This is a genomic window from Pantoea sp. CFCC18179 (assembly GCF_059412405.1).
This window is the reverse complement of record NZ_JBNBPM010000018.1, coordinates 54,152-80,661: the sequence shown is the minus strand read 5'-3', so window position 1 is coordinate 80,661 and position 26,510 is coordinate 54,152. Positions and strand designations below refer to the sequence as shown.

24 protein-coding genes are annotated in these 26,510 nt (G+C 53.7%); 11 read left to right on the top strand and 13 right to left on the bottom strand.

What is annotated here, in order from left to right; all coding sequences use genetic code 11:
• Positions 1–82 precede the first annotated feature (82 nt).
• The gene (locus ACPUC7_RS22355; protein WP_494924602.1) at positions 83–1,285 is read left to right on the top strand and encodes an MFS transporter; all 1,203 of its coding nucleotides are present in this window, start codon (positions 83–85) and stop codon (positions 1,283–1,285) included.
• Here ACPUC7_RS22355 and ACPUC7_RS22350 read toward each other — a convergent pair.
• Positions 1,273–3,210, bottom strand: a complete 1,938-nt coding sequence (locus ACPUC7_RS22350; RefSeq protein ID WP_494924601.1) for a methyl-accepting chemotaxis protein — start codon at positions 3,208–3,210, stop codon at positions 1,273–1,275. The two genes, ACPUC7_RS22355 and ACPUC7_RS22350, sit on opposite strands and share 13 nt — an antisense overlap.
• A 305-nt stretch (positions 3,211–3,515) precedes the next feature.
• Between ACPUC7_RS22350 and ACPUC7_RS22345 the strand changes: the two genes are divergently transcribed.
• Positions 3,516–4,625: a Fic family protein gene (locus ACPUC7_RS22345; RefSeq protein ID WP_494924600.1), complete on the top strand. Its 1,110-nt coding sequence runs from the start codon at positions 3,516–3,518 to the stop codon at positions 4,623–4,625.
• 292 nt (positions 4,626–4,917) lie between these two features.
• On the opposite strand, the gene ACPUC7_RS22340 is transcribed toward ACPUC7_RS22345, so the two are convergent.
• From ACPUC7_RS22340 to ACPUC7_RS22330, 3 genes are all read right to left on the bottom strand, one after another.
• Positions 4,918–5,271, bottom strand: coding sequence for a YebG family protein (locus tag ACPUC7_RS22340; RefSeq protein WP_494924599.1), 354 nt, complete (start codon positions 5,269–5,271; stop codon positions 4,918–4,920).
• A 73-nt stretch (positions 5,272–5,344) separates the two neighbouring features.
• Positions 5,345–6,139, bottom strand: a complete 795-nt coding sequence (locus ACPUC7_RS22335; RefSeq protein ID WP_008108794.1) for an SIR2 family protein — start codon at positions 6,137–6,139, stop codon at positions 5,345–5,347.
• Positions 6,136–6,696 (bottom strand): non-canonical purine NTP pyrophosphatase, encoded by a 561-nt coding sequence (locus ACPUC7_RS22330; protein WP_343550405.1) that lies wholly within the window; start codon positions 6,694–6,696, stop codon positions 6,136–6,138. The genes ACPUC7_RS22335 and ACPUC7_RS22330 overlap by 4 nt, the downstream gene beginning before the upstream one ends.
• Positions 6,697–6,943: 247 nt before the next feature.
• Between ACPUC7_RS22330 and ACPUC7_RS22325 the strand changes: the two genes are divergently transcribed.
• The 4 genes from ACPUC7_RS22325 (at position 6,944) to ACPUC7_RS22310 (ending at position 11,589) form a co-directional block, all read left to right on the top strand.
• A complete protein-coding gene (locus ACPUC7_RS22325; protein WP_494924598.1) occupies positions 6,944–7,843 on the top strand; it encodes a transporter substrate-binding domain-containing protein in 900 nt (299 codons plus the stop codon).
• A 33-nt stretch (positions 7,844–7,876) separates the two neighbouring features.
• Entirely contained in the window at positions 7,877–8,905 is a 1,029-nt protein-coding gene (locus tag ACPUC7_RS22320) for a proline racemase family protein (RefSeq protein ID WP_494924597.1), read from the top strand.
• Between the two features lie 17 nt (positions 8,906–8,922).
• Positions 8,923–9,954 carry a proline racemase family protein gene (locus ACPUC7_RS22315; RefSeq protein WP_494924596.1) on the top strand — a complete coding sequence of 344 codons (1,032 nt, stop codon included), beginning with the start codon at positions 8,923–8,925 and terminating at the stop codon, positions 9,952–9,954.
• A gap of 297 nt (positions 9,955–10,251) precedes the next feature.
• On the top strand, positions 10,252–11,589 hold the full coding sequence (locus ACPUC7_RS22310; RefSeq protein ID WP_494924595.1) for a putative bifunctional diguanylate cyclase/phosphodiesterase: 1,338 nt from the start codon (positions 10,252–10,254) through the stop codon (positions 11,587–11,589).
• A gap of 126 nt (positions 11,590–11,715) precedes the next feature.
• Here the strand turns inward: ACPUC7_RS22310 and ACPUC7_RS22305 are convergent, their stop codons facing one another.
• From ACPUC7_RS22305 to ACPUC7_RS22265, 9 genes are all read right to left on the bottom strand, one after another.
• Positions 11,716–12,108: a hypothetical protein gene (locus ACPUC7_RS22305; protein ID WP_494924594.1), complete on the bottom strand. Its 393-nt coding sequence runs from the start codon at positions 12,106–12,108 to the stop codon at positions 11,716–11,718.
• 421 nt (positions 12,109–12,529) lie between these two features.
• A complete protein-coding gene (locus ACPUC7_RS22300; RefSeq protein WP_494924593.1) occupies positions 12,530–13,432 on the bottom strand; it encodes an ABC transporter substrate-binding protein in 903 nt (300 codons plus the stop codon).
• Entirely contained in the window at positions 13,432–14,226 is a 795-nt protein-coding gene (locus ACPUC7_RS22295; protein WP_343550412.1) for an amino acid ABC transporter ATP-binding protein, read from the bottom strand. The genes ACPUC7_RS22300 and ACPUC7_RS22295 overlap by 1 nt, the downstream gene beginning before the upstream one ends.
• Positions 14,210–15,133, bottom strand: coding sequence for an amino acid ABC transporter permease (locus ACPUC7_RS22290; protein ID WP_494924592.1), 924 nt, complete (start codon positions 15,131–15,133; stop codon positions 14,210–14,212). Before ACPUC7_RS22290 ends, ACPUC7_RS22295 begins: the two co-directional genes overlap by 17 nt.
• A 9-nt stretch (positions 15,134–15,142) precedes the next feature.
• Positions 15,143–15,655, bottom strand: a complete 513-nt coding sequence (locus ACPUC7_RS22285) for a GNAT family N-acetyltransferase (RefSeq protein ID WP_494924591.1) — start codon at positions 15,653–15,655, stop codon at positions 15,143–15,145.
• A gap of 9 nt (positions 15,656–15,664) precedes the next feature.
• Positions 15,665–16,597, bottom strand: coding sequence for an ABC transporter substrate-binding protein (locus tag ACPUC7_RS22280; protein WP_494924590.1), 933 nt, complete (start codon positions 16,595–16,597; stop codon positions 15,665–15,667).
• Positions 16,598–16,614: 17 nt separating this feature from the next.
• Positions 16,615–17,928, bottom strand: a complete 1,314-nt coding sequence (locus ACPUC7_RS22275) for an LLM class flavin-dependent oxidoreductase (protein WP_494924589.1) — start codon at positions 17,926–17,928, stop codon at positions 16,615–16,617.
• A gap of 75 nt (positions 17,929–18,003) precedes the next feature.
• Positions 18,004–19,161: an amidohydrolase gene (locus tag ACPUC7_RS22270; RefSeq protein WP_494924588.1), complete on the bottom strand. Its 1,158-nt coding sequence runs from the start codon at positions 19,159–19,161 to the stop codon at positions 18,004–18,006.
• Between the two features lie 13 nt (positions 19,162–19,174).
• Positions 19,175–20,170, bottom strand: coding sequence for an MsnO8 family LLM class oxidoreductase (locus ACPUC7_RS22265; protein WP_494924587.1), 996 nt, complete (start codon positions 20,168–20,170; stop codon positions 19,175–19,177).
• Positions 20,171–20,545: 375 nt separating this feature from the next.
• Here ACPUC7_RS22265 and ACPUC7_RS22260 point away from each other — a divergent pair, with 375 nt between their 5' ends.
• Genes ACPUC7_RS22260 through ACPUC7_RS22240 form a run of 5 tightly spaced genes read left to right on the top strand, consistent with a single transcriptional unit; the run spans position 20,546 to position 26,491 of the window.
• Entirely contained in the window at positions 20,546–22,168 is a 1,623-nt protein-coding gene (locus tag ACPUC7_RS22260) for a TIGR04028 family ABC transporter substrate-binding protein (RefSeq protein WP_494924586.1), read from the top strand.
• Between the two features lie 12 nt (positions 22,169–22,180).
• Positions 22,181–23,125 (top strand): ABC transporter permease, encoded by a 945-nt coding sequence (locus ACPUC7_RS22255; protein ID WP_494924620.1) that lies wholly within the window; start codon positions 22,181–22,183, stop codon positions 23,123–23,125.
• The gene (locus ACPUC7_RS22250; protein ID WP_494924585.1) at positions 23,122–23,970 is read left to right on the top strand and encodes an ABC transporter permease; all 849 of its coding nucleotides are present in this window, start codon (positions 23,122–23,124) and stop codon (positions 23,968–23,970) included. The genes ACPUC7_RS22255 and ACPUC7_RS22250 overlap by 4 nt, the downstream gene beginning before the upstream one ends.
• Positions 23,967–25,577 (top strand): dipeptide ABC transporter ATP-binding protein, encoded by a 1,611-nt coding sequence (locus tag ACPUC7_RS22245; RefSeq protein WP_494924584.1) that lies wholly within the window; start codon positions 23,967–23,969, stop codon positions 25,575–25,577. The genes ACPUC7_RS22250 and ACPUC7_RS22245 overlap by 4 nt, the downstream gene beginning before the upstream one ends.
• On the top strand, positions 25,574–26,491 hold the full coding sequence (locus tag ACPUC7_RS22240; RefSeq protein ID WP_494924583.1) for a putative FMN-dependent luciferase-like monooxygenase: 918 nt from the start codon (positions 25,574–25,576) through the stop codon (positions 26,489–26,491). The genes ACPUC7_RS22245 and ACPUC7_RS22240 overlap by 4 nt, the downstream gene beginning before the upstream one ends.
• Positions 26,492–26,510 lie beyond the last annotated feature (19 nt).

Sequence of the window (26,510 nt, the reverse complement as noted above, 5' to 3'; positions counted from 1 at the left end):
TCTTGTTAATCAAATCTAAAATTTGCTGCCATGATTAGGTAGTTTCTTCCCGTGACTTCTTTCCGACTCATTAAGGATTGATATGCAACTGCGTTCGCTCCAGGCACTTTGCCTGGTGAATTTTTTTATGGCTGACGTGCGCGATGGTCTTGGCCCCTTTCTCGGCATTTTTTTAACCGAGCGCCACTGGAATCCGGCAGACATTGGTTGGGTGATGACAGCGGGCGGATTGGCAGGATTGGTTGCAACATTACCGGCAGGCGTCGCCACTGATGCAACACGCCATAAACGTTCGTTACTGCTGGCTGGCACCATTTTGATCACCTGCGCCACGCTGCTGTTGTGGTATTTCCCACAGGGTTGGATAACGCTGCTTTCTCAGGTTATCACCGGACTCTCTGCGGCACTGATTGCCCCCGTTTTAACCGGCGTCACGCTGGGGTTGACCGGCCCCGAAAAGTTTGGCCATCAAATGGGGAAAAATGAAGCCTTCAATCACGCTGGAAACATGAGCGCTGCACTGATCGCTGGCGCCTCGGTTTGGTATTGGGGCATCGGCGCCGTTTTTGTGCTGATGACGGCAATGGCGCTACTTGCTGGCATGGCGGTATTGGCCATTCGCAGCGCAGAGATCGATGATGTTGCTGCACGAGGGCTGACAAGCGCTTCATCAAACAGCCCGCTTCCACGACTGAGTCAAATCGCCCGTCATCCGGCGATTATTATCACTGCGCTAACGTTGCTGCTGTTTCACCTTGGCAACGCGGCTTTATTACCGATGCTGAGTCTGCGCGTAGCGGCAATGCATAACCAGGAAATCAGTCCCGGACTGTATGCGGCTGCAACAGTGGTTATTTCACAGTGTGTAATGATTCCCGTTGCTTTGTTCGCGGCAAAACACGCAACGCGTTACGGCTATGCAACGCTGATTACGCTGGCACTGCTGATGCTGCCATTGCGCGCTCTGATTGCGTCGGCTTTCGACAGCACCTATTCAATGGTGCCGGTGCAAATTCTGGATGGGATAGCCGCCGGGCTGCTGGGCGTGTCGATACCGGGATATATTGTTAAAGTCCTGCAAGGTAGCGGACATACCAATGCCGGGCAGGGATTAATCATGCTGATGCAAGGTATTGGCGCGTCACTCAGTCCAGCATTAGCCGGGAATATTGCGGCTGCCTACTCGTATCGCGTAACCTTTGCGGTTCTGGCCGTTATCGCCTGCGCCGCATTGATTACGTGGTGGATGGGCAGCCGCCGAACAGATAACTATCAGCTCAGTTGAAAACGACCAACGGTGTTGGCTAATTGTGATGCCTGATCTTCCAGTGAACTGGCTGCGGCGGACATCTCTTGCACCAGCGCGGCGTTTTGCTGCGTGGTGCTGTCCATCTCGTTGACCGCGATCGTCACCTGGCTAATGCCACGCGCCTGTTCATCGGAAGCAATGACGATTTCACCGATGATGGTGCGCACCGAATTCACCGCCTGCGTCATCTCCTGCATGGTTTTACCGGCATCTTGCACCAACTGCACGCCGCTACCGACACGCTGGCTCGACTCTTCAATCAGCGCCGCAATCTCTTTCACCGCATTGGCGCTGCGCTGGGCCAGATTACGTACTTCAGAAGCGACGACTGCAAAACCGCGTCCTTGTTCACCAGCACGCGCGGCTTCAACCGCCGCGTTCAGCGCCAGGATGTTGGTCTGGAAAGCGATGCTGTTGATGATAGCGGTGATGTCGCCGATTTTCTTCGCGCTGTCGTCGATCTGCGCCATGGTTTGCACCACTTCGCCCACCAGCGTTTCGCCACGGCTGGCGATGTGCGTGGCGTTATCGGTGAGCGTGGTGGCCTGATGCGCGTTGGTGGCGTTGTGTTTCACCGTGGCAGTGATCTGCTCCATGCTGGCGGCGGTTTGCTCCAGCGCGGCGGCCTGCTGCTCGGTGCGTGAAGCCAGATTGAGATTACCGCTGGCGATTTCACCTGCGCCCTGTCGCACCGATGAACTGGCATCCTGAATTTGTCCGACGATGTCGCGCAGTTGGTTTTGCATAGTATGCAGCGCGTAGAATAAGCTGCTGTTATCACGTGCTTTTAGCGCAATAACGTTATCTAGCTTGCCATCGGCCACCGCCAGCGCAATGGTCGCGGCTTCCAGTGGTTCGCCGCCAATTGGCTTCAGCACTTTGCGACTGAACAGCACGCCGAGCAGCGAACACACCACCAGGATGCTGATCACCATCAGGATCACCGCATTGATCAACTGACGATGCGCCGCCGCCATCACTTGGCTCACCGGCGCAACTACGCCGAGATACCATTGCTGATCGCTGTTACCAATCTTCACCGGTTGCCAGGTCACCAGCGCATCTTCGCCCAGCAGCGCATCGTGCTGCTGCGCTACGCTGGTACTAAAGTTGTGCGTTTCACCCTTCCACGGTTTGCTGGTGAGGTTTTTATCCGGATAGGACACCACATTGCCCGCGCTGGAGAGCAACATCGCATAGCCGCTGCCTTCCCACGGTTTGATTTTATTGACCTTGTCTTGCAGCGACGCCAGTGAAATATCCGATGTTACCACGCCCCACAACTTGCCCTGGCTGATAATCGGCGCGGCGACCGAGGTTAACAGCGTCGGCACGCCATTATAGGCATAGCTGTATGGCTCAATCAGCGTGTCTTTCTGGCTTTTCTGCGGCAGCAAGTAGTAGTCGCCCTGGCCCGGCGTGAAGATTGAGGTCAAAGGATGCATTTTGAAACTGCCAGCCTGATCGCGATCGACAAAGAATGCATAGCGGCCTTTCGGTGCGGCACCGGGCTGCGAGGCAAACTCGGCGTCGCGGCCATCAAAGGCGTTTTCTTCGAAAATCACCGAGATCGACAGGTAATCGGGATTATCGCGCAACGCCGATTCCATCACTTTATCCGCCACTTTGCGGTCTTGAATGCCCGCCGCTGGCAGTGCAATCAAGCTATGACCCAGGTTATGCGCCACATCGCGCGCATAGCTCAGCTCATGTTGGATTTGCAGCGCCTGAGTTTGCGCGATTTGTTGCAGATAATTTTCAGCGAGAGATTTTTGTTCGTTACTGGATTGCCAGCTCAGTACGCCGATGGTAACGGCAAAGCCGAGCGTGATGGTGATGGCGCCCGTCAGCAGCATTTGCGTGCGGGTGCTCATGGTTTTAGGTGATGCGTGTTTGGCCATTATGGCGCTCCTGGAGTTGACACTTTTCGGTAAAAAGAACCACTCCCTGTGCGCGTACATCCTGGAACAGATTATCGGCGTGACGGGCAAAAACTTGATGGTTTACGCATTAGTTAACCTGTTGGTCACCATAAATGGTGCCCCTACAAATGCGGAGTACGCTTTTCGTAGGTCGCCATATATGGTGACCGATACACATTCCACAACCGTTCTCTGGTCAATGAGCCGATTAATCGCTATTATTCGGCTCATTACGTGAGCCAAATATTGATTGTATTCAGCTCATCACATTCAGGAGTAACAGTATGCAGTGGATTTGGCAGCAGCCTGATTGGCCGCAGTTTTGCTGGCGAGATGAGAAATTATTGCCGCGCCTACGCCAGTTGCAACAGCAACGCGGCGTATTACTTGGGCGCGCCAGCGTGCAAGACGACAACGATCAGCAAACGCTGGATACCCTGCTGACCAACATTCTCTCATCCTCGGCGATTGAAGATGAGCGCGTCAATGCGCAGTCCGTGCGCTCATCCCTTGCCCGCCGCTTGGGCGTGTCGATTGATCAACCTTATCCGGTTTCCGAACGTTCGGAAGGTTTAGCTACCATGATGATGGACGCCATCACGCAACGCGATGAAGCATTGACGCTGGCGCGATTGTGTCAATGGCATCACTGGCTATTTCCCGACAGCGAATGGACCATCAAACGTTTGAACGTTGGCACGTTACGTGGCGATGAGCCGATGCAGGTGGTTTCCGGTCGCATTGATCGACCTACCGTGCATTTCGAAGCGCCGCCGCGGGCCGGATTGGAAGCACAACTTGCGGATTTTATTGCGTGGTTCAATAGCAGCCTACACGATCCGTTACTTGATCCTTTGTTACGCGCCGGATTGAGCCATTTGTGGTTCGTTACGTTGCACCCGTTTGATGATGGTAACGGGCGCATCACGCGTGCGTTAACCGATCTCGCACTGGCGCAAGCGGACAGCCAAAGTATTCGTTTGTATGCCATGTCCGCGTCAATTCTGGCGCGCCGCGCAGATTACTACCGCATTCTGCAAGAGACGCAACGCGGTGAGTTGGATGTCACATCTTGGCTGCTATGGTTTTTGGAGGTGTTAAATGACAGCCTGGAGCAGGCGCTTGCCACGGTGACTCGCATGCAAAATAAAGCGCGCTTCTGGCTAATGCACAACGCAGCGGAATTGAGTGCAGAACAAACGCGTGTGCTCAATCGTTTACTGGACGGCGGCGAGGATGGATTCAGTGAGGGCATCAACGCCAGCCAATATCAGAAGGTGGCGAAAGTGAGTAAAGCCACGGCGACGCGTCATTTAACGGAATTACTGGCAAAAGGCTGTCTGGAAAAATTACCGGGCGGCGGGCGAAGTACGCGTTATCAAATAAAGCGATAACCAGGGGTTTCCATTCGGTACGCATAAATGCGTGCCCTATGAAAACTGTGACCAATATTCGTATAGTGCTCGGCNGCGGCGGGCGAAGTACGCGTTATCAAATAAAGCGATAACCAGGGGTTTCCATTCGGTACGCATAAATGCGTGCCCTATGAAAACTGTGACCAATATTCGTATAGTGCTCGGCAGTTAAGCACTTTTCGGTCACCATAAATGGCGACCCTACAATGGATTGGCGCAGTTATCGTAGGGTCGCCATTTATGGTGACCGATTGGTTTTAACACCTGAAGATCAGGCTGCTTTAACCGCGCGTACCTTTTTTTCCGGCGCAGGCACGTCGGCTTCACCTTCAGATTCAGCCGCTGCTGCAACCGGTTCTGCATCGTCTGTGGCAGCTTCTTTCACCACATCCGGTAACTTGCTGGTGCGCAGAATATGCTGCACCGCGTCTTTCTGTTCAGCCAACAACATGCCCAATGCTTCGGCCTGCGCTTCATCCAGCTCTGGCTGATGCTGTTGCAGCCAATCGGTGAAGGCATCTGCCATATCGAGCATTTTGTCCCAGGCATCCGCGTCTTTTTTATTGGCAAACGTCATCTTCTCTTCACCCTTTCTGACTACAACATATTTGGTTTCGACTGCCATGATGCACCTCGGTTAACTGTATTTATATACAGTATATTCTAATCCAACTTTTGCAGGCAACGCTTTTCTGCCGCTAAGCCAGTAATTCTTCCAGGAACAGCGCCAGCGCTTTGCGCGGATCGTCCTCTTCCGAAACGATCATCTCAATGCCCCACTGTCCTAGCACCTCTTTCGCCACCGGATTATTGCGATTGGTGAACAGGTAGGATTTCGGACGGGCAGTGGCTAATCCGGTGCGGCCCCACATTTTGGTCAGGCGGTAGAATAACAGACGAATATTAAAATCACTGATGCTATAGCCGACAAATAGCACCGAATTGCCCATCACATCGTGGGTCAATTTAATATCCAACGGTGAATCGAAATAGAGTCGCTCAAAGTAGCTGCTTTCATCTAAAACGATTGAAGTATCATCGTCAAAATCACCGTGAAGTTTAATAATATGGCGCTTATCTTCGGTCAATGACACCAAATCCGCGGCGTTCGCCACTTTACTGTATGGGACGTTGTGCGCTTCATGCGCCATCTCCAGCCAGCGGTCGTAATTGGTGGTGTAGATGCGCGAAAAATTGCCTTGGGTGATCATGGTGTGAATCTCTGAACTGCGCACGTCAATATCCGGACGATGCCATTCACGATCCATCCAACTGCGCAGCGGTCCCAGCGAACCTTTACGCTGTTTGTAATACTCCGCCAGCGACAAATGCGTGCCATAGGTATTAAAGATTTTCGGGTCGTAGCCCAACTCTTTGGCCAGATGCGCAATCAGTTCATGCCATTCCGGCAAGCCCAGATTGCGCGATATCCCCGCGCCAGCAAACAGGATTAGTTTCCCGGCATCATAGGCGCGTTTTAGCTCCGGTTTCATGCCAATCCCCGCGATGTTTTAAGAAAGGTAGCGAAGCGATCCAGCGCCAGACGACGCATGGAAATCTCGTTTTTCAGCTCGCCCATTTCGGCAAAAGTTTGCGTGTGGCCTTCCGGAATGAACACGCAATCCCACTGAAATTCACGTGGACCGGCTGGTTCTTTGGCGATGGTGCCGCGCAGTTCCCCTTCAAACTGATACATTTTTTGCCCGTCACAATAGCCCAGCACGGTTTTCGCCGTCACGCACGGGCTATCTAAGCCGTTGACCAGCTTTGTAAAGCGCTCGGCATTGAGGCGGCTCCAGAAAATGCGTGTCAGTCCCGCCGGTAAGCCGTTAAGGCCATCCAGATACAATCCGGTATGTTCGACAAATAATGGGCGGCCGATGATGGAAAACGCTTTAGTGAGCTTGTCGCGCACCAACTCGACTTCATTTTCCGTCTGGATCTCTTCTATACGCCGCGCGATGGGCAACACTTCAACGCCGACTGGCTCCAGGATAGTGCGCACTTCAGCCAGCTTAAGTTCGTTTGCAGATAAGAATCGTATTTTCATTGCAATCTTAAGAGTGAGTGATCATTGGAGAAACCGTTGTGCTTAAGCACTGAATTGCATAACCGCACATTCCGCTTAAACGCCTTTTTCATTCTAACGTGTGGATTTATAACTGGGTAGGAACAATCCACATCGCACTTTCCCCATTCGTTCACACTCTGCGCGCGAAAAGATTGACACATTTCATAATGTGTTATTAATTACCGGTTACATATTACACTTAACTTACACCGATAAGGGAGTTGTTATGTCCGCAAAGAAAAGCATTGCCGCCCTGCTGATGGGCGCTACGTTAGCGCTTTCTCAGGCTTCACCGGTTCTCGCCGCAACGTCCGCAGAAATGCAGGTGCAAGCGGTGCCAGAAGTCGCCGCATTAGTTCCCGAAGCAATCAAAAAACGTGGCGTACTCCGCGTTGCCACCATGTCGCGCTATCAGCCCTTCTCCTTCGTTCAGGATGGCAAAAAGGTCGGCATGATCCCGGAAATGGTCACGGCGGTAGCGCAAACCATGGGATTAAAAGTCGAAATTAATCAGATGGATTTCCCTGGAATCTTACTCGGCCTGCAAAGCAATAAATATGATATCGGCATGGGTGAATTCTTTGTGCGTAAAGACCGGCTCGAAGTGGCTGACTTCGTCACCGAATGGAGTAATTTCGATGCGTTTGTAGTGAATAAAGGCAGCAGCTATTTACCGCAAAATTTCGATGATGTGTGTGGACATAAAATCGCTATTTTAGCCGGTTCCTCTGGCGTGCCGACCATGCAAGCCGGGAAAGAACATTGTGCCAAAGCAGGCAAACCGGCACCGATTGTCACCGCCTTCCCACAAATGTCAGATGCGGTATTAGCGCTTTCCAGCAATCGCGTCGAAGCGGTATTAACCGGACGTGAAGTCGGTTTAACCTTAGTCGCCAGCGGACAGCCGTTTGAACCCAGCGGACGCATTGGTGGCGGGCCCTGTGCCACCGCCGTGGCACGCACCGAATACAGCGATGAAATGTTGAAAGCGATTCAGGCGGCGTATTTAAGTCTGATTAAAAGCGGCAAGTATCAGGAGATCCATAAAAAATGGGGCACCGATTACGGCATGATCGATAACCCAACCATTTATCGTAAAGGCGATAGCTTGCCGACTTATCTCTAACTTCCTTCATCCGAATTGAGTAAGGGTTGTTTAATGCGGTCAAAATCTCATTATTACGCCATCGATATGCATTCGGCTGGCGCACAAGCGCGCGTGGTATTAAGCGGCATACCGCTGGCGCGCGGTATTACCATCAACGAGAAACGTCTTTACCTGCAACAACATCATGACGATGTTCGAAAACTATTAATGTATGAACCGCGCGGCGGCTCGCAAATGAGCGGCAGTTTAATTATGCCGGCCTGCGATCCCCGCGCTGATATTGGCATTGTGTTTATTGAAAGTGGCGGCTGGCTCACCATGTGTGGCGCGGGCACCATTGGTGCGGCCACCGCGTTAATTGAAAGCGGATTAATTAAAGCCACAGAACCCGAAACTAAAATCGTTTTTGATACACCCGCCGGTTTGGTCACCGCACGGGTGGCGATTAAAGAAGGCAGCGTTCAAGGCGTCAGCCTGGATAATGTCGCCTCTTATTTAGCGGTGCGCGACCATAAAATACATGTGCCGGACTATGGCGACGTCGAGGTTGATATTGCTTACGGCGGCAACTTTTACGTCATCGTGCCAGCCAGCCGTTTCGATCTGCAAATCCGTCCTGATCAGGCCGACCAGCTGAAAAAAGTCGGCCGCGAGATCCGTGCTGCAACCAATCACTCCATCAGCGTGCAGCATCAGGATGAAGCGATCATGCCGATTCCAAATCTAATTTTCACCGAACCTGGAGCCAACAGCAGCACTTATCGCAATATGGTGTTGTTTGGCGAAGCGGGCGTAGATCGCTCACCTGGCGGCACCGGCACCTCGGCGCGTATGGCGCAGTTGTATGCGCGTGGCGAACTGCAACCCGGCGAATCCTTTATCCATGAAAGCATTATTGGTTCGCGCTTCGAGGGGAAACTCATGAAGGTTGAAACGATCAACGGCATCGAATCCGTATTGCCGCGGATTACTGGCCGCGCATTTATGATCGCCATCCGCAACTTCTATGTCGATCCCGAAGATACCTTCCCGGAAGGTTTTGGCGTGGGTTATGCCGCCGATGCCAGGCGCCCCGCTTAATAACGTTGAGGTGAACAATGAAATCAGCGGTTCAATTTGCAGTGATTGACGCGCACAGCGCTGGCGCACCGGCACGCGTGGTGGTCGGCGGCGTAAAACCGGTTCCGGGCGTCACCATCGCCGAAAAACGTGAATATCTTAAAACCCATCATGATGACATCAGGAAGCTACTGATGTACGAACCGCGCGGCAGTTCTGAAATGTGCGGCAGTATTCTAATACCGCCCTGTGATAGCGCAGCCGATATTGGCATCGTCTTCATCGAAACCGGTGGATGGCCGATTATGTGCGGTGCAGGCACCATCGGCGCGGCAACGGTGATGGTGGAGAACGGCTATATTGCGGCAACGGAGCCGCTCACCCAGATTATTTTTGATACGCCAGCCGGACGCGTCAGCGCTGAAGTTGAAGTGCGCGATGGCGTAGTGAAAGGCGTCACGCTGCAAAACGTGGCATCGTATATGGTGATGCCGGAGCAGAAATTGCTATTGCCAACGTTCGGCGAAGTCACGGTGGATATTGTTTATGGCGGCAACTATTACGCATTAATTTCCGCTCAGTCGCTGAATATGCAGATTGCGCCTGCTTTTTCTGAACAATTGGTGATCGCTGGGCGCGAAATACGCGATGCGGTCAATCGTGATTTGCATATTATTGATCCGACCAACGGGCAAACCTGCCATGTGCCAATGGTGATATTCACCGAGGAGAAAAACAACCAGGGCACTTATCGCAATCTGGTGTTTTTTGGCGAATCAGGTGTCGATAGATCGCCCGGCGGCACCGGAACGTCAGCGCGCATGGCACAACGTTATTATCGCGGGGAGCTGGAATTGCAGGAAAAGTTTCCCCATGAAAGTATTATTGGCTCGGTGTTTACCGGTGAATTAGCCAGTGCAAATACAATCAATGGCGTAACCTTGGTTATTCCCAGAATACGCGGACGTGCGCATGTGATTGCCCATTCAACTTTCCTGCTTGATCCGCAAGATCCGTTTGTCGAAGGGTTTGGCGTCGGTTACGGTAGCGATGCGCGCACACCGAGTTAAAGCATCATCCAATTCTGAAAAAGGCAGCGCGATAATAAGGCTGCCTTTGTTTTATCTGGCACACAATTTTGTTTATTTCTCTCAACTACGCTGATTATCACGATCTGCATCACCAACATCGCGAAATGTCCTATCCTATCCCAAATCATAAAACAACTTACGCATATGTAAATAATGCGAAAACAATTATGACAGTCGCTTGGCTTAACTCTAATATATCGTTGATAAATATTAAATAAATATGACATAAAAACACGAGAACGACTGATGATCTCTTATTTTAGTTCAAGATATTCTATGGTGAAGAATTTGCCTTTCATGTTGAAAGGTGACAGTCCAGAAAAGAAACTGCGATTAACCTTAATGATTGCGGGTGTTTCCAGCATCGTTGCGGGAATTTATATGGCTTTACTCAATCTCGCCAGCGGGCAAGACAGTATCGCTTTCCTCTATTGCCTCACCACCACGCTCGGATTTTATACCGTCATTGCTGCCTTTTACGGCAATTTAAACAGAAATCTCTACATCATTACCCATGCATTGCTGTTCAGTATTGTTTTGCTTTTTTTGTTAGATAATGGACATCTTGAGGCTAAGCACTCTGAATATAATTACCTGATTGCCTTAACCATTGGCGCCGCGTTGGTACTGCGTCAGCAATCTGTCTATTTAAGCAAGTTGTTCCCCATCATCTGTTTAATGGTTTATCTGTTTTTTATTTCGACCGGATTAACCTGGCAACGCGGTTACTTTCAACTCAACATTCCGCAGGAACCCAGTTTCTATATCGTCAACTGCCTGGTGCCCATTGTCGCGTTACTGCTCACCGTGTTTACCTCGCGTGGTGATTATTCAGAAACCGATCTGATCAAACGTGAACTCTCGTACGCGATCGAAAAACAACAGTTGGATCTCTATTACCAACCGCAAGTTGATAGTGAGAAAAGATTGATTGGCTTTGAAGCACTATTACGCTGGAAGCATCCAACCAAAGGTTTTATTTCGCCGGAAGTATTTATTCCGGTTGCCGAAAAAAGCGGCTTAATCATTGATATCGGTAAATGGGTGATGGAGCGCACCTTACAGCAAATATCCGATTGGGATCGTGAGCATAATCTGCGTGATTTGGTATTTTCTATTAATATCAGTCCGCTGCAACTGATTCATCGTGATTTCACCCATGATACTTTGTTGACGCTATCGCATTATAAAATCCGCCCTGAGCGTTTAAAATTTGAAATCACTGAAACCACGTTTATCTACGATCAAAAGCGTATTGGTGACGTAATTAATCACTTTAGCCAGTTAGGTATTAAATGGGCGATTGATGATTTCGGCGTGGGCTATTCATCCCTCAAGTCGATCAGTGATTTCGCTATTGATGATATTAAGATCGATAAATCGCTGATCATGCAAATTTTCAAAAATGAATCCTCAGCGATTGTGGTGCAAAAAACCATCGAACTGTCGCGCGAAATGGGAATTAAAGTGTTAGCTGAAGGTATTGAAAGTGAAGAGTATTTCACTTACCTGCGGGATAAAGGTTGTCACCTGTTTCAGGGCTATCACTTCGCCCGACCGTTGCCCGCACCGGATGCATTAGCATGGATTAAAAAAGGCAGCAAAGTGTCGTGATTAAAATCAGGTGCGCATTAATGCGCACCCTACAAAACCCTGTCATATTGGCGCAATGGATAAACAAACCACACATCTTCCGTAGGATCGCCATTTATGGCGACCTTTTTTCAAACATCGTGGAAACTAAAAAAGATATTTCGCGAGTGAAATACCCGCGCCCAACGTTACGAATTGCAATGTTGCGAGCCAGCGGGTTTGCGCAGCCATCGCTTTGTATAGCTCCCCTTTTGCTGACTCTACCGAAACCTTGACTGACTCTACCGAAACTTTGACTGATTCAATCAACACTTTTACGCTTTGAATATCCTCCTGATTAGCATAATTCGATTTAATCACGGTAAGCTCCGCCTTGACCGCATCGACATCCTGCTTGGTAGCATAGTTCGATTTAATCACTGCAACATCCGCTTTTACTTCTTCAACATCTTGCTTGGTTGCATAGTTGGATTTGATTACCGCCACATCGGCGACCAGCACTGTGACCTGATCTTCCAGTCTCTGAAATCTTCCTTGCATTCTCTTACCTCCGTTCGGCGGTTTCCCACCCTGGCTGCATCTTAATTGTCGAAATGGCGTATAACAAACGCTTCTACTCAACGACTCCGCTAACATTATTCACCCCAATCTTATCCATTATTGATTGGTCAATGCAGGTCGACGACAGACCATATAGGCAAACTCCATTTTGCTATGGTGAACGTTAAACGCCGCACTCGCCCAAAACCATCACCATCCTTGCACAATATTCGGATAGAAACATTAGTCGTTTTCATAATAAATAAAAACAAAGCCATTAATAAAAATCAGCACTCAAGATAATTAGCAACATCACTAACAAAATAACCGCGATAATTGCGAGCCAACGTATAAAACGATGAAAATAAAAAAGCCCACAACTTTTACCTTGTGAGCTTTCTCGCAATATTAACTCTGCATTTTACTGATAAACAATTCCCGGCGGATTTACCTGTGAAGTTTCAACTGCTTCTTCCTGTTCACCCCAGCGCGCCAAAACGTGTTTATATTGCCCGCTGTTAATTGCACCATTAATCGCTTGCTGCAATGCCACGTCCAGGCCGTTACCTTTCTTCGTCGTCACCGCCACCCACGAGCGGAACGGGCTGTGACCAACGATCTTAGTTTGTCCGCGCGAAGCCACTTTCCATGCTGCCATCGCCTGCGGGCCAAACGATGCATCGGCCCGCCCGGAAAGCAGCGCCAGGGTCGCAGCTGCATCATCGTTCAGGTAAATCGGTTGCACGGGCGCTAAACCTTGCGCGCGATTCTTATCATCCCAGCTGAGTAAAATCTTCTCCTGGTTGGTTCCCGAACCGACAATAATGCGTTTTCCGGCAATATCCTCGCGCCCTTTGACCTGCAAGGTGCTGTCGGTTTTCACCATAAACGCATGGTTATCCGCGCGATAGGTGGCGAAATCGAATTTCTTTTTACGCTCCTCGGTTACCGCGATATTGAACATCGCCACGTCATAGCGCCCCGCCGTAATGCCCAGCGGCCAATCCTCCCACGCCGCTGGCACCAGTTTCAGCTTTAGACCAAGGCTATCCGCCAGCAAACGCGCAATATCCGGATCGCTGCCAATCAGGGTTTTATTATCCGAAGCCCACAAACCAATGGGCGGCGAATTATTTGCCGAAGTGGCGACGGTTAAAAATCCCGGATTGACGAAATGAAAACCCGGCGGAATTTTGGCGATGGCTTGTGGATTGGCCGCAATAGTGATCGGCGTTTCGTTATTCCGCGCATCCAGTTTTTCCGCCGCCAGCGCCGGTGCAGTAAATATCAGCGTGAACAATGCCGCAGTAATAATCCGCTCCATCACAGCACCCGCGCCAGAAAACGTTTGGTGCGCTCATGGCGCGGTTGGTTCAGCACTTGATAACTGCTGCCCTGCTCCACAATACGGCCATCGACCATAAACACCACATTGTCCGCCACTTCACGGGCAAAACCGACTTCATGCGTGACGATCACCAATGTGGTGCCGGAACGCGCCAGCTTTTTGATCACGTCCAGCACTTCGCCCACCAGCTCGGGGTCGAGCGCCGAGGTCGGTTCATCAAACAGCATCACGCGCGGATTCAGCATCAACGCACGCGCAATGGCGATGCGCTGTTGTTGTCCACCCGATAAATGGCGCGGCCACGCATCGGCTTTATGGCGTAAACCCACCACATCCAGCAACTCACCGGCACGCTCAATCGCCTCCCGGCGCGACAACTGACGATGGGCAATCGGCGCTTCAATCAGGTTCTCCAGCACGGTTAAATGCGGGAACAAATTGAAGTTTTGGAACACGTAGCCCACGTTGATGCGCTGACGCAGAATCGCCTGCTCTTTCAGCTCATACAGCTTATCGCCACGTCGCTGATAACCGATGTAGTCGCCATCGATCTGAATATAGCCACTGTCCACCCGTTCCAGATGATTGATGGTGCGCAGCAACGTCGATTTGCCCGATCCGGATGGCCCAAGGATCACCGTCACCGAACCCGGTTCTAATTCCAGAGAAACGTCATCCAGCGCTTTCAGTTTGCCGAACGACTTACTGACGCCGGTGATACTGATCGCGCCGGTGCTGTGCAGATTGCGGTAATCAATGGCTTCGGACATGGGAAAGCTCCTCGGTGGCGGATAGGTTGCTGCGATTGCGCAATTGACGCCAGCGCGACGGTTGCGGTTCACGCGTCACGCTGCGTGCCAGCCAACGCTCAACGCTGTGTTGCAGCAGTGACAACACGGTGGTGATGATCAAATACCAGGCAGCACCGACCATCAGCAGCGGGATCACCTGCTGCGTGCGGTTGTAGATCATCTGGATGGTGTAAAACAGTTCCGGCATCGCCAGCACGTAAACCATCGACGTGCCTTTGGCGAGGCTGATGATTTCATTAAAGGTGGTGGGAATAATCGCCCGCAACGCCTGCGGCAGAATGATGCGGAAGGTGCGTCGCGAAGAGGATAAACCCAGCGCTGAAGCCGCCTCAAATTGGCCGTGATCGACACCCAAAAAGCCGCCGCGAATGATCTCGGCGCTGTAAGCACTTTGCACCAGCGTCAAACCGATCACCGCCGCCGGGAACTGGCCGAGCACGTTTATCGTCTGGAAATGTCCCCACGACAACGCGGTAAACGGAATACCGAGCGATAACGTGTCGTACAGATACGAGAAGTTATAAAGAATGATCAGCACCACAATCAGCGGCAGCGAGCGGAACAGCCAGATATAGCCGAACGCCAGCGTGCTAAGCAGCCACGATGATGAGAGCCGCGCCAGCGCCAGCAAACCGCCAAAAATCAGGCTAAGCACGGTGCCAAACAGCGTCAGCAGCAGCGTTTGGCCCAAACCGCTGAGGATTACAGGATCAAAAAACCATTTGGCGAATACGCCCCATTCCCAGCGCGGGTTAAAGGCAATCGAGTCAATTACGCTGGCAAGAATAAACAGCGCGACCAGTGCGCCAACGGTACGCGCCGGATAACGTGCCGGCACCACGGTAAGCGGTTTTTGCTCGCTCATCATTGCTCCTTAGCTGGCCTGCGCGGTGCTGTGTACATCAATCACTTTAAGGAAGCGCAAACGGCCATCGTGCGGCGGCTGGCTGTAGACTTCCATATCCTCCAACAGCTGAAACTGTGGCTGATAACCGTGACCGATATACAGCTTCACTGCTTCCGGCTGGCGGAATCCGGTGGTGAGAAACACGCGTTGATAACCAGCACGCAACGCGCGCCGCTCCAGCTCTTGCAGAATCAGCAGCGCCAAACCCTGACGACGCAAATCGCTGCGCGTCCAGATGCGCTTAAACTCGGCGGTCACCGCGTCATACGGCTTATACGCGCCCATGGCGATGATTTCGCCGTCGCGCTCCAGCACAATAAACAGTCCGCGCGGCGGCAAATACCATTCGGTCAGCTCCACCTCTTTTTTACGGCTAAAAAATTCACCATAACGCGCGGCGTATTCGCCAAATAAGCCGGTTAAGATTGGCTGGAGTTCAGGCGCTTCTGGCGACACTTCACGGAAAAATTGCTGGCTCATGCGGCCTCCTTAATCGCCCAATCCGGCGGGATTGATTTCTGAACTGTTGAGACGTTCCACGCCTTCGCCCCAGCGATTCAGCACTTTGTCGTAGTCGCCGTTTTTGATTACGCCGTTCAGCGCGGTGTTAATCGGTTGCACCAAGCCGTTGTCTTTCTTCACCGTTACGGCGATATGTGCCGCTTTCGGCCAGCCGCCATCGACGCTGCCAACCAATTTGGTTTGTTTGGTCAGCGCCGCTTTCCACGCGCCAATTACGTTCGGGCCGAAATAGGCATCGGCCCGCCCCGACTGCAACGCCAGCGTTTGTGCGGCATCATCTTTGGTATAAACCGGGGTAAAGGGCTTGAGTCCTTTGGCCTGATTCTCCTTATCCCACGCCAGCAAAATCGCTTCCTGATTGGTGCCGGAACCGACGATGATGCGCAATCCAGCAATATCTTCTGCCTTGGTTAGCGATTTAATCGGGCTGCTGGCTTTGACGTAAAAGCCGAGGGAATCTTTGCGGTAGGTAGCGAAATCGAAGCGTTCTTTACGCTCTTTGGTGACGGTGACGTTGGTGATCGCCGCATCGTATTTGCCCGATGCCACGCCGAGCGGCCAATCTTCCCACGAGGTTGGCACCACGTTGAGTTTCAGCCCAAGGCTATCGGCCACCAGCCGGGCAATATCCACTTCGCTGCCGAGCAAGGTTTTATTGTCATCGCTGAAGACGGTGAGCGGCGGTGAGTTCAAGGCGGCAACCGCCACGGTAAATGAACCTGGCACGGCGAAGCGATGTCCGGCGGGGATTTGTGCCACGGCGGCGGCGTTTTTTGCCGTATTGATTGGCGTTTTATTGGCTTCAATACTGATTTGCTGACCGTTAACTGCCACATCTTCAGCCAACACCGTGCTGCTCAGGCCCAGCAACATCAGCGCGATAAGGAATTTTTTCTGCATAGCGTTATTCTCGATTTTTATTGTTGTGTGAATTGGTTAACGGGTTCTGGCAGACCAAAGCTGGCGCGCAGCGTGGTGCCGGGATAATCGCGGCGGGTTAAGCCACGCGCTTGCAGAATCGGGATCACGCGATCGACAAAGCGTTCGAAGGTGTCCGGCGTGCCGCCCTGAATGATGAAACCATCGGTAGCTTCGCTTTCGAACCACAGTTGCAAACCATCGGCGACCTGTTCCGGCGTGCCATGGAACAGCGGACGCGGTGTAGCAGCTTCCAGCGCGGCCTGGCGCAACGTGTGGCCGTGTTCCCGTGCCTTGCGTTTGATTTCATCGGTGGTGCTGCGGAAGCTGTTTTGACCGATATCACCGAGCTGCGGGAAAGGTTCATCGAGCGGATATTGTGAGAAGTCGTGGTGATCGAAGAAGCGGCCAAGATAGTTGAGCGCATCTTTGATCGATACCAGCGCGGCGGTGGTTTGGTACTGCTGCTCCACATCCTCAGCATCATCGCCGACAATCACGCCGACGCCCTGAAAGATGTGCAGATCACCCGGCTGGCGTCCGTTCGCCACCAACTGTTTTTTCACGTCTTGATAAAACGCCTGCGCTTCTTCACGCGTCGGTTGATGAGTGAAAATGGCATCGGCATGTTTGGCTGCCAGCTTGCGGCCATCTTCCGAGGCACCCGCCTGGAACACCACCGGACGCCCTTGCGGTGTGCGCTCAATGTTCAGCGGCCCTTGCACCTGGAAGAAATCGCCGTGGTGATCCAAGGTATGCAACTTGCTGGCATCAAAGAATTGCCCGCTCTCCTTATTACGCACAAAAGCATCGCCTTCCCACGAATCCCACAATCCTTTCACCACTTGCAGGTATTCATCGGCGATGCGATAGCGCAGCGCATGCTCGGGATGCTGGGCGCGCGAGAAGTTCTTCGCCGAACCTTCCAGCGGCGAGGTCACCACATTCCAACCGGCGCGACCGCCGCTAAGATGATCGAGGCTGGCGAACTGGCGCGCCACGGTGAACGGTTCGCTGTACGAGGTTGAAACCGTGCCGACCAAGCCGAGGTGCTCGGTCACGCCCGCCAGCGCCGACAATAGCGTCAACGGCTCAAAGCGATTGAGGAAATGTGGGATCGATTTTTCATTGATAAACAGACCATCGGCGACGAACAGGAAATCGAGTTTGCCCGCTTCCGCCTTACGCGCGATTTGTTTGGCGTAATCAAAACTGATGCTGGCATTGGCCTGAGCCGCGGGATGTCGCCACGCCGACATGTTGCCGGATGCGCCATGCAAAATGGTGCCTAATCGCAGTTGTCTTGCAGTCATAATCGTCTCTCTTGTGGCAAAGCGCGGCCTGACGGCAACATCATGTTGCCGTGCAGATCGATGAATTAAATGGGGTTAGTTCAGGATGGCGTCGCGACATCGCGCGTTGAGGTGCTGCAACGCCTGTTGAGCCAGTTGGCTGAAGTAATGTGCAGCGGGCGCAATTAGCGCTTCATCGGGATTGAAGCCGCCGTGGTGCAGACCAAATTCACTGGCGCTACCAATGCTGACGAACGCGCCGGGGATCTGTTGTAAGTAGTAGGCGAAATCCTCGCCGCCAAGATGCAGTTCAGCGGTTTGCACCTGATAACCGTTTTGCTGGGCGATGTGGCTGGCGAATTGTGCCCAGCGCGTATCGTTCTCCAGCACCGGCGGGCCGGGATGCCAACTAAAGGTGGCGCTGGCACCGTTGGCGCTGGCGATATTCTCCACCAGCGTGCGCGCACGCTGTTCCAGTTCCGCGCGCACCTGTTTGTCATGGGTGCGCACCGTACCGCCAAATTCAGCTTCCCCCGGCAACACATTCCAGGTTTTACCGGCATCGATGCGCGTCACGCTTAGCACCAAACTATCCAGCGTATTAAAACTGCGGCTGGTCAGCGATTGCAGCGCCTGGATGATCTGGCTGGCAACCACAATGCTGTCCACGCCGTCTTCGGGATGTGCGGCGTGCGCACCTTTACCGGAAACGCGCACGATGAATTTATCGGCATTGGCGTAGAACGCACCGCCGCGCGTGGCGAAGGTGCCGGTCGGCAATCCCGGCTCATTGTGCATGCCAAAAATCGCCTGCACATCGTCAAGGACGCCCGCGTTGATCAACTGGCGCGCGCCGGTGGCATTCTCTTCCGCAGGCTGAAACAGAATGCGAATGCGGCCGGGCAATTGCGCTTCCATCGCTTTGAGTTGCAACGCCGCGCCGAGCATCACTGCGCTGTGCACATCGTGTCCGCACGCGTGCATTACACCGGCATTACGCGAGCGGTAAGCAAGTCCGGTGGCTTCATGAATCGGCAGCGCATCAATATCGGCACGCAATGCAATCAGCGTTTCGCCGCTGCCGACCTCCACCACCACGCCGGTTTCCAGCGGATAATCCAGCAAGCGCAAACCAGCCTCCTGCAACCAAGCGCGCAAACGCGCGGTGGTTGCCACTTCACGTCCGGATAACTCCGGCCAGCTGTGCAACTCGCGTCGCCAATCAATCAGTTGCTGTTCGCTAAATTGCGTCATCGCGCTCTCCGCCTCACGCCGTTACTAAACGATGAGTGGCTAACAGTTCGAGGGATTTCACCCGCGCCTGCTCTTCTGCCACCGGCGTATCAATCACGAACTCTTCAATACCGAAGTTCTGGTGCAGCGCGTCCAACTTGGCATGCACTTGTGCGGCGGTGCCTTTCAGCAATGACGGCGTACGCGGCTCAATCACGTAATCGCTGTAGCCGCCCTGCCGCACGTAGCGTTCGGCCTGTTCCACGCTACCGACATTGACGCTCGGGCCATCTTTCACATTGACGTGATAGACGCGCAAGCTCTCGACCAGCAGATCGGCTTCCGCCGGCGAATCCGCCACTACCGCTTGCACCGCCACCAGCGCACGTTGGCCGTTGCTGTGTTGGCGATAGCTGTTGAGCACTTTTTCCATCAACAGCGGATCGCCGTTATGGTGCGCGGCGAAAACCAATTGCCAGCCCAGTTCCGCCGCCAGTTTGGCGCTCTCAACGCTTGCTCCCAACAGGAAGCGATTGGCGGGACGCGGCGGTTGCGGCGTCGCGCGCAGGATCTCTTCATCGCCAACCGGCGGCACATTTAACCAGCTATCCAGTAAGGTCAGTTGTTCCGGGAAACTGCCCTTTTCATTGAGGTGCACACCGAGTTGCAGCGCGCGCGTAGAGAGCGGCAATCCGCCGGGCGCTTTACCAATGCCGATATCGATGCGTCCCGGCGCCAGCGATGCCAGCAGGTTGAAGTTTTCTGCCACTTTGTACGGGCTGTAATGCTGCAACATTACGCCGCCAGAGCCGATGCGAATGTGTTTGGTTTGGCCGATGATCCATGCAATCAGCAATTCCGGCGACGGGCTGGCCAGACGATCGCTGTTGTGGTGTTCCGCTAACCAGAAGCGATGATAGCCCCAGGCTTCGGCCTGCTGCGCCAGATGTAAGGTGCGATGTAGCGCGTGACTGGCGCTCTCACCGTCCGCAATTGGCGATTTATCCAGCAAACTCAGTCGGTATGACATGCGCCTTATCCTTTTCGAAATAAATATGGCGAGTAGTGTGGTGTGACAAACGCTATTTCGTAAAACAACAATTCCGAGATAGTGAATATAAAAAATGGAAATAGCCGGGGATATTTTAAATTCATCGGCGTTATATTCCACGCACAAATAAAATTACGGTCACCATAAATGGCGACCCTACGCCGATTTTGTAAGGTCGCCATTTATGGTGACCATCCTATGCAAACATATACGTTGTAGGGTCGCCATTTATGGTGACCGAAACCCTATTTATCTTTTCTGGCAAAGCTTAGTGCAATTCATTGGTTCAACTCACGAGAGCGACATTCAATGATGAACAAAGCCGTACCAACATTGATAAAAAAGGGAAACATCATGACCAAGCATTTTCATTTGCAGGCGCTGAGTTTAGCGCTGCTCTCAGGGATTTTTAGTGCACACGCCGCCGATGCACCGGTCAGAGGCGGCACGCTGGTTTATCTTGAACAGCAGGCGCACACCAACCTTTATCCCCCCGCGGGCGGCTTTTATCCGAATGGCGGAATTCTGAATCAAATCACCGACAAATTAACCTGGCAGAATCCCGAAACCTTAAAAGTCGAACCGTGGATTGCCGAAAGCTGGAGCAGTAACGCCGATAAAACCGAATATACCTTTAAACTGCGTTCCGGCGTCACTTTCTCCGATGGCACGCCATTAGATGCCAATGCGGTGGCGAAAAACTTTGATACTTATGGCCTGGGAAATAAAGCCCAACGCCTGCCGGTTTCTGAAGTGATTAATAATTATGATCACAGTGAGGTTATTGATCCGCTGACGGTGAAATTCTATTTCAAAAAACCGTCACCGGGATTTTTACAGGGCACAGCGACCATTGGATCGGGATTGGTTTCGCTCAGCACCTTGCAGCGTAGCTTCGATCAATTGGGCGATGCGCGCCATATCATCGGTTCCGGCCCGTTTGTGGTCAGCGATGAAAAGCTCGGGCGCGAAGTCGATTTAACCGCACGTAAAGATTATCAATGGGGACCGAAAAACCTCGCCCAGCAAGGGCCAGCCAATCTCGATGGCATCAAATTTATCGTCACGCCGGAAGACAGCGTGCGTATCGGCGCGTTATTAGCGGGCCAGGCCGACTTTATCCGTCAGGTACAAGCCTATGACGAAAAGCAGGCGCAGCAGCAAAACTTCCCGATCTACGCGGCACCGACGCGCGGCGTGAACGACAGTATCAGCTTCCGCCCGGATAACCCGCTGGTCAGCGATGTGAAAGTGCGTCAGGCGCTGCTGCACGCCACTAACGCGCAGCAAGTGGTGCAAACCCTGTTCTCGCCCAACTATCCGCAAGCCACCTCGGTGATCGCCACCTCGGCGGCGGGCTACGTCAATCTGGCTGACAAGCTGAAATACGATCCGGCGCTGTCGAAAAAGCTGCTGGATGAAGCGGGTTGGAAGCCGGGCAGCGACGGCATTCGCGAGAAAGAAGGCAAGAAGCTGGCGTTAGCGGTGTATGAATCATTGCCGCAGCCGCAGAACAAAGAAGTGCTGCAACTGGTGGCGCAGCAGTGGCGGCAGATCGGCGTGGCGCTGGCGGTAAAAGCCGGTGATGCCGGCAGTCGCGTGCTGGATAACCTCGATCCGCAGAAAACCCCGCTTACCGTTTCTGAAGTGGGTCGCGCCGATCCGGATGTGGTGAAAAGTCAGTTCTACCCGACCAATCGCGATGCGCTGCTGCAAAAAGGTGGCTCCAGCGACAAAGTGCAGAACTTCCGTGACGACAAGCTCAACGCGCTGCTGCTGAGCATCTCCTCTGAAGTTGATCCGGTGAAGCGCTTAGCGGTGACCGGCGATACACAGCGTTATCTGCTCGATCAAGCCTATGTGATTCCGATCTTCGAAGAACCGCAGGTGTTCGCCGGTGCGCCGTGGCTGAAAGGCGTAAGTTTTGAAGCGGTGGGCCGTCCGTCGTTTTACGGCGCGTGGCTGGAAAAACACTAAGGCAGGTTAATGATGCAACGTTCACTGCTGCGAAAAGTGGGTCAAAGCGTGTTGGTGCTGTGGGCCGCGTTCACCCTGTCGTTCTTTCTGCTGCAAGTGTTACCCGGCGATGCGGTGCTGATTAAGTTTCAGAATCCCGACCTCGGACTCAGCCCGGATCAAATCGCCGAAATGCGCCTGGCGTACGGCGCGGATAATCCACTGTGGCAGCAGTATCTGCATACGTTGTGGGCGATGTTGCGCGGCGATTTCGGATATTCAGTGCAAGCGGGCGTGCCGGTCAGCGAACAGTTGCTCAGTAACCTGCCCGCTACGCTGCAACTGGCATTGCTGGGCTTTGCGCTGGCAACGCTGATTGCCTTTACGCTGGCGGCATTATCGCGTTTGCCTGCGCTGCGCTTCTTACGTTCGCTGCTGCAAGCGGTACCCGCGCTGTTTATCTCATTGCCAACCTTTTGGCTCGGCATCGCGCTGATTCAACTGTTCTCATTCCAGTTGCGCTGGATTCCGGTGATCAATCCGTCGGCGCTGCAAGGTTTGATTTTGCCGGTGATCACCGTGGCGATTCCGATCTCTGCGCCGCTGGCACAGATTCTGTTGCGCAGCATTGATCAGGTTTCAACCCAGCCGTTTGTCGCCGTGGCGCGCGCCAAAGGTGCCAGCGAAAGTCATGTGTTGTGGCATCACGTGATGCGCAACGCGCTGCTGCCGGTGCTTAACGTCGCCGGTTTGCTGCTGGGTGAACTGATCGCCGGCGCGCTGATTACCGAAACCGTGTTTGGCCTGAGCGGCATCGGTCAGCTCACCCAACAGGCGGTGAACAATCAGGATGTTGCGGTGCTGCAAGCGGTGGTGATGATTTCGGCGCTGGCGTTTGTGCTGATTAACCTGCTGGTCGATGCGTTGATGCCGCTGTTTGATCCCCGTCTGCAATCCATTGCCGGAGGTGCACGATGAGCCTGGTCGAGTACTCAACGGCGCGGAAAAGTATCCGCACAGCGCGGGTTCTAAACATCCAACCCGGATTATGGCTGGCGTGGGCGGTGATGTTGCTGGCGCTGCTGGCGGCATTCGCGCCCGGATTATTTACCCATTTCAGTCCCACTGAAGGCGTGCCCGGCGCACAACGGTTAGCGCCGCAAGCCGCTTACTGGCTCGGAACCGATCAGCTGGGCCGCGATCTCTACACGCGCATTGTGTATGGCGCATCGCAATCACTGTCGGCCGCGGTCGCCGCGGTGACGATGGGCTTGATTGGCGGTACCTCGCTCGGCGTGCTGGCAGGCGCATGCGGCGGGCGCACGGAAAACGCGCTGATGCGCTTAGTCGATGTGCTGTTATCGATTCCTTCGTTATTGCTGTCGCTGAGCATTTTGATTTTGCTCGGTTTCGGCACCGTGCATGCTGCGTTAGCCGTCGGCATCGCCTCGATTGCCAGCTTCGCCCGTCTGGCGCGCGGTGAAGTGGTGCGCGTGCGCCGCAGCGAATTTGTCGAAGCGGCTTATGGCAGCGGCGGCAGCTTCTGGCGCGTGTTGTGGCGTCACATCTTGCCCAACTCGTTGACGGCGGTGATTGCCTTTGCCGCGTTGCAGTTTGGTCAGGCGATTCTGGCGCTTTCAACGCTGAGTTTTCTCGGCTACGGCACGCCGCCGCCGACACCGGAATGGGGTTTACTGATCGCAGAAGGACGTAATTATTTGGCAACCGCGTGGTGGCTCACCACCTTCCCCGGCATCGTGGTGGTGGCGGTGGTATTGGCTGCCAATCGCATTAGTCGTCAATTGGCCGGAGGTGACGCATGAGCGCGCTATTAGCTATTGAAAATCTGACGTTGAGTTATCGCCAGCAAGGTACATGGCGTGAAGTGGTACACAACGTCAGCTTCGCGTTGCAGCCAGGTGAAATGGTGGCGCTGGTTGGTGAATCCGGTTCCGGTAAAACCACCACCGCACAGGCGATTATTGGTTTGCTGGCGGAAAATGGTCGCCGCGACCGTGGCAAGATTGTGCTCAACGGCACTGATATTGCCGGTTGGTCATCAAAGCGGCTGGATAGCTTGCGCGGCGTCAGCATCAGTTTGGTGCCGCAAGATCCCGGCAATTCGCTCAATCCGGTGAAAACCATCGGCGATCAAGTCGGTGAAATGCTGCAACTGCACTTGAAAATCAGCCCAGCGGAGCGACAACAGCGCGTGCTGGAGTTGCTGCAAAAAGTCGGTTTGAGCCATCCAGAGCAGCGTTTGAAGCAGTATCCGCATCAGCTTTCCGGCGGCATGAAACAGCGCGTGTTGATCGCCATCGCCCTCGCCTTACGTCCGCAAATCATCATCGCCGATGAACCCACCAGCGCGCTGGATGTCACGGTACAAAAACGCATTCTCGATCTGCTGGATGTGCTGCGCCGCGAATCCGGCACGGCGGTGCTGTTCGTCACCCACGATTTGGCGTTGGCGGCGGAACGCGCCGATCGGCTGCTGGTATTCCGTCATGGCGAAGTGCAGGAGCAAGGCCCAGCGGCGCAAGTAATTGCCGCGCCAAAACAGCCCTATACACGCCAACTGTTGCAGGATGCCGATCCCGGCGACAGCGCGTTAACCGTGCCCGCGCACGCCACGTTCTCCGCTCCAGCGATTCAACTTTCCGCCATCAACAAGCAGTTTGCGCTCAATCGTCAGCAGCAATTACAGGTGGCGAAAGACGTTTGCGTCACGGTTGCGCGCGGCACCACGCACGCGTTGGTGGGTGAATCCGGTTCCGGCAAAACCACGCTGGCGCGCATTCTGTTGGGATTTGAACAAGCCGACAGTGGACGCGTGGTGATTGATGGCATTGATGCCACCGCATTGCGCGGCGAAGCGCTGCGCCAGTTGCGACGTAAGATTCAGTTTGTCTATCAAAATCCGTTTGCTTCACTCGATCCGCGCCAGACGCTGTTTAGCATCATTGAAGAACCGCTGCGTAATTTTGAAAAACTCAGCCGGGATCAACGACGTCAGCGCGTCGAACAGGTCGCACAGCGCGTGGCATTGCCGCTGGATTTCTTATCACGTAAACCGCGCGAGTTATCCGGCGGTCAGCGTCAGCGGGTGGCGATTGCGCGCGCCTTGATTCTGCAACCGGCAATCCTGGTGCTGGATGAAGCCACCTCGGCGCTGGACGTCACGGTGCAAGCGCAGATCCTGCAACTGTTGCAGCAGCTACAACGCGAACTCGGCCTGACTTATCTGTTTATCACCCACGACCTTGCCACTGTGCGCAGCATTGCGCACAGCGTCACGGTGCTGTGCGCCGGTGAAGTGGTGGAGCAAGGTGACACCGTCACGCTATTTAACGCGCCGCAGCATCCTTATACCCGATCGCTGATTGACGCCATTCCCGCTTTCCGTCCGCTGATTAAGGAGTCTGCATGACGCGTAAACGCATTGGATTTTTCACCCGCTTGCTGGATGACACCACCGCGCAGCAGCGCTATCGCCTGGCAACCGAACAGATTCAGCACGCCGAACGTAATGGTTTCGATAGCGCGTGGATTGCCCAGCACCACTTTCACGAACACGAAGGCGGCTTGCCGTCGCCGCTGCTGTTCCTTGCGCATGTGGCGGCGCATACGCGCACCATTCGTCTCGGCACCGCCATCATCACTTTAGCGATGGAGAATGCGCTGCGCGTGGCGGAAGACGCGGCGGTGCTGGATTTGCTGAGCAACGGTCGCCTCGAAGTGGGCTTGGGATCGGGCGGTACGCCGACGTCGTTCCTGCCATTTGGTTTAACCATCGAGCAACGTGCCAGCGTGTTCGCCGATCATCTGCATCAACTGATCAGCGCATGGCGCGGCGATACGCTGGCGCATCCGGACAATCACCTGTATCCGGCGGCGCCAACGCTGGCGCAACGCGTGTGGATCGCCACCTTCTCGGTGGACGGCGCAGCGCGTGCAGGACAAGCCGGACACGGATTGATGCTGTCGCGCACACAACCGCGTCCGGCTGATCAGCCCGATTTAACTCTCGATCAAATCCAGAATCCGATGATCGATGCCTATCTGGCGGCGCTGCCTGCGGGCGTTGCGCCGCGTATTTTGGCGTCGCGCACCGTGTTCGTCGCCGATTCCACCGATTACGCGCGCCGTCTGGCTGAACCCAACGTGATAGCCGATGCGCACTATGGCGATGCCGAATCTGTGCTGGCCTCGTTGCTGGCCGATAGCACGATGCAACGCGCAACCGACATCAGTTTCCAGGTGCACTCCATCGATCCACCGCACGCCGACATTTTGCGTTCCATCGAACTGATTGCCGAATACATCGCGCCCGCGCTGCGCTGATAGCTCAGTGCGCACATCA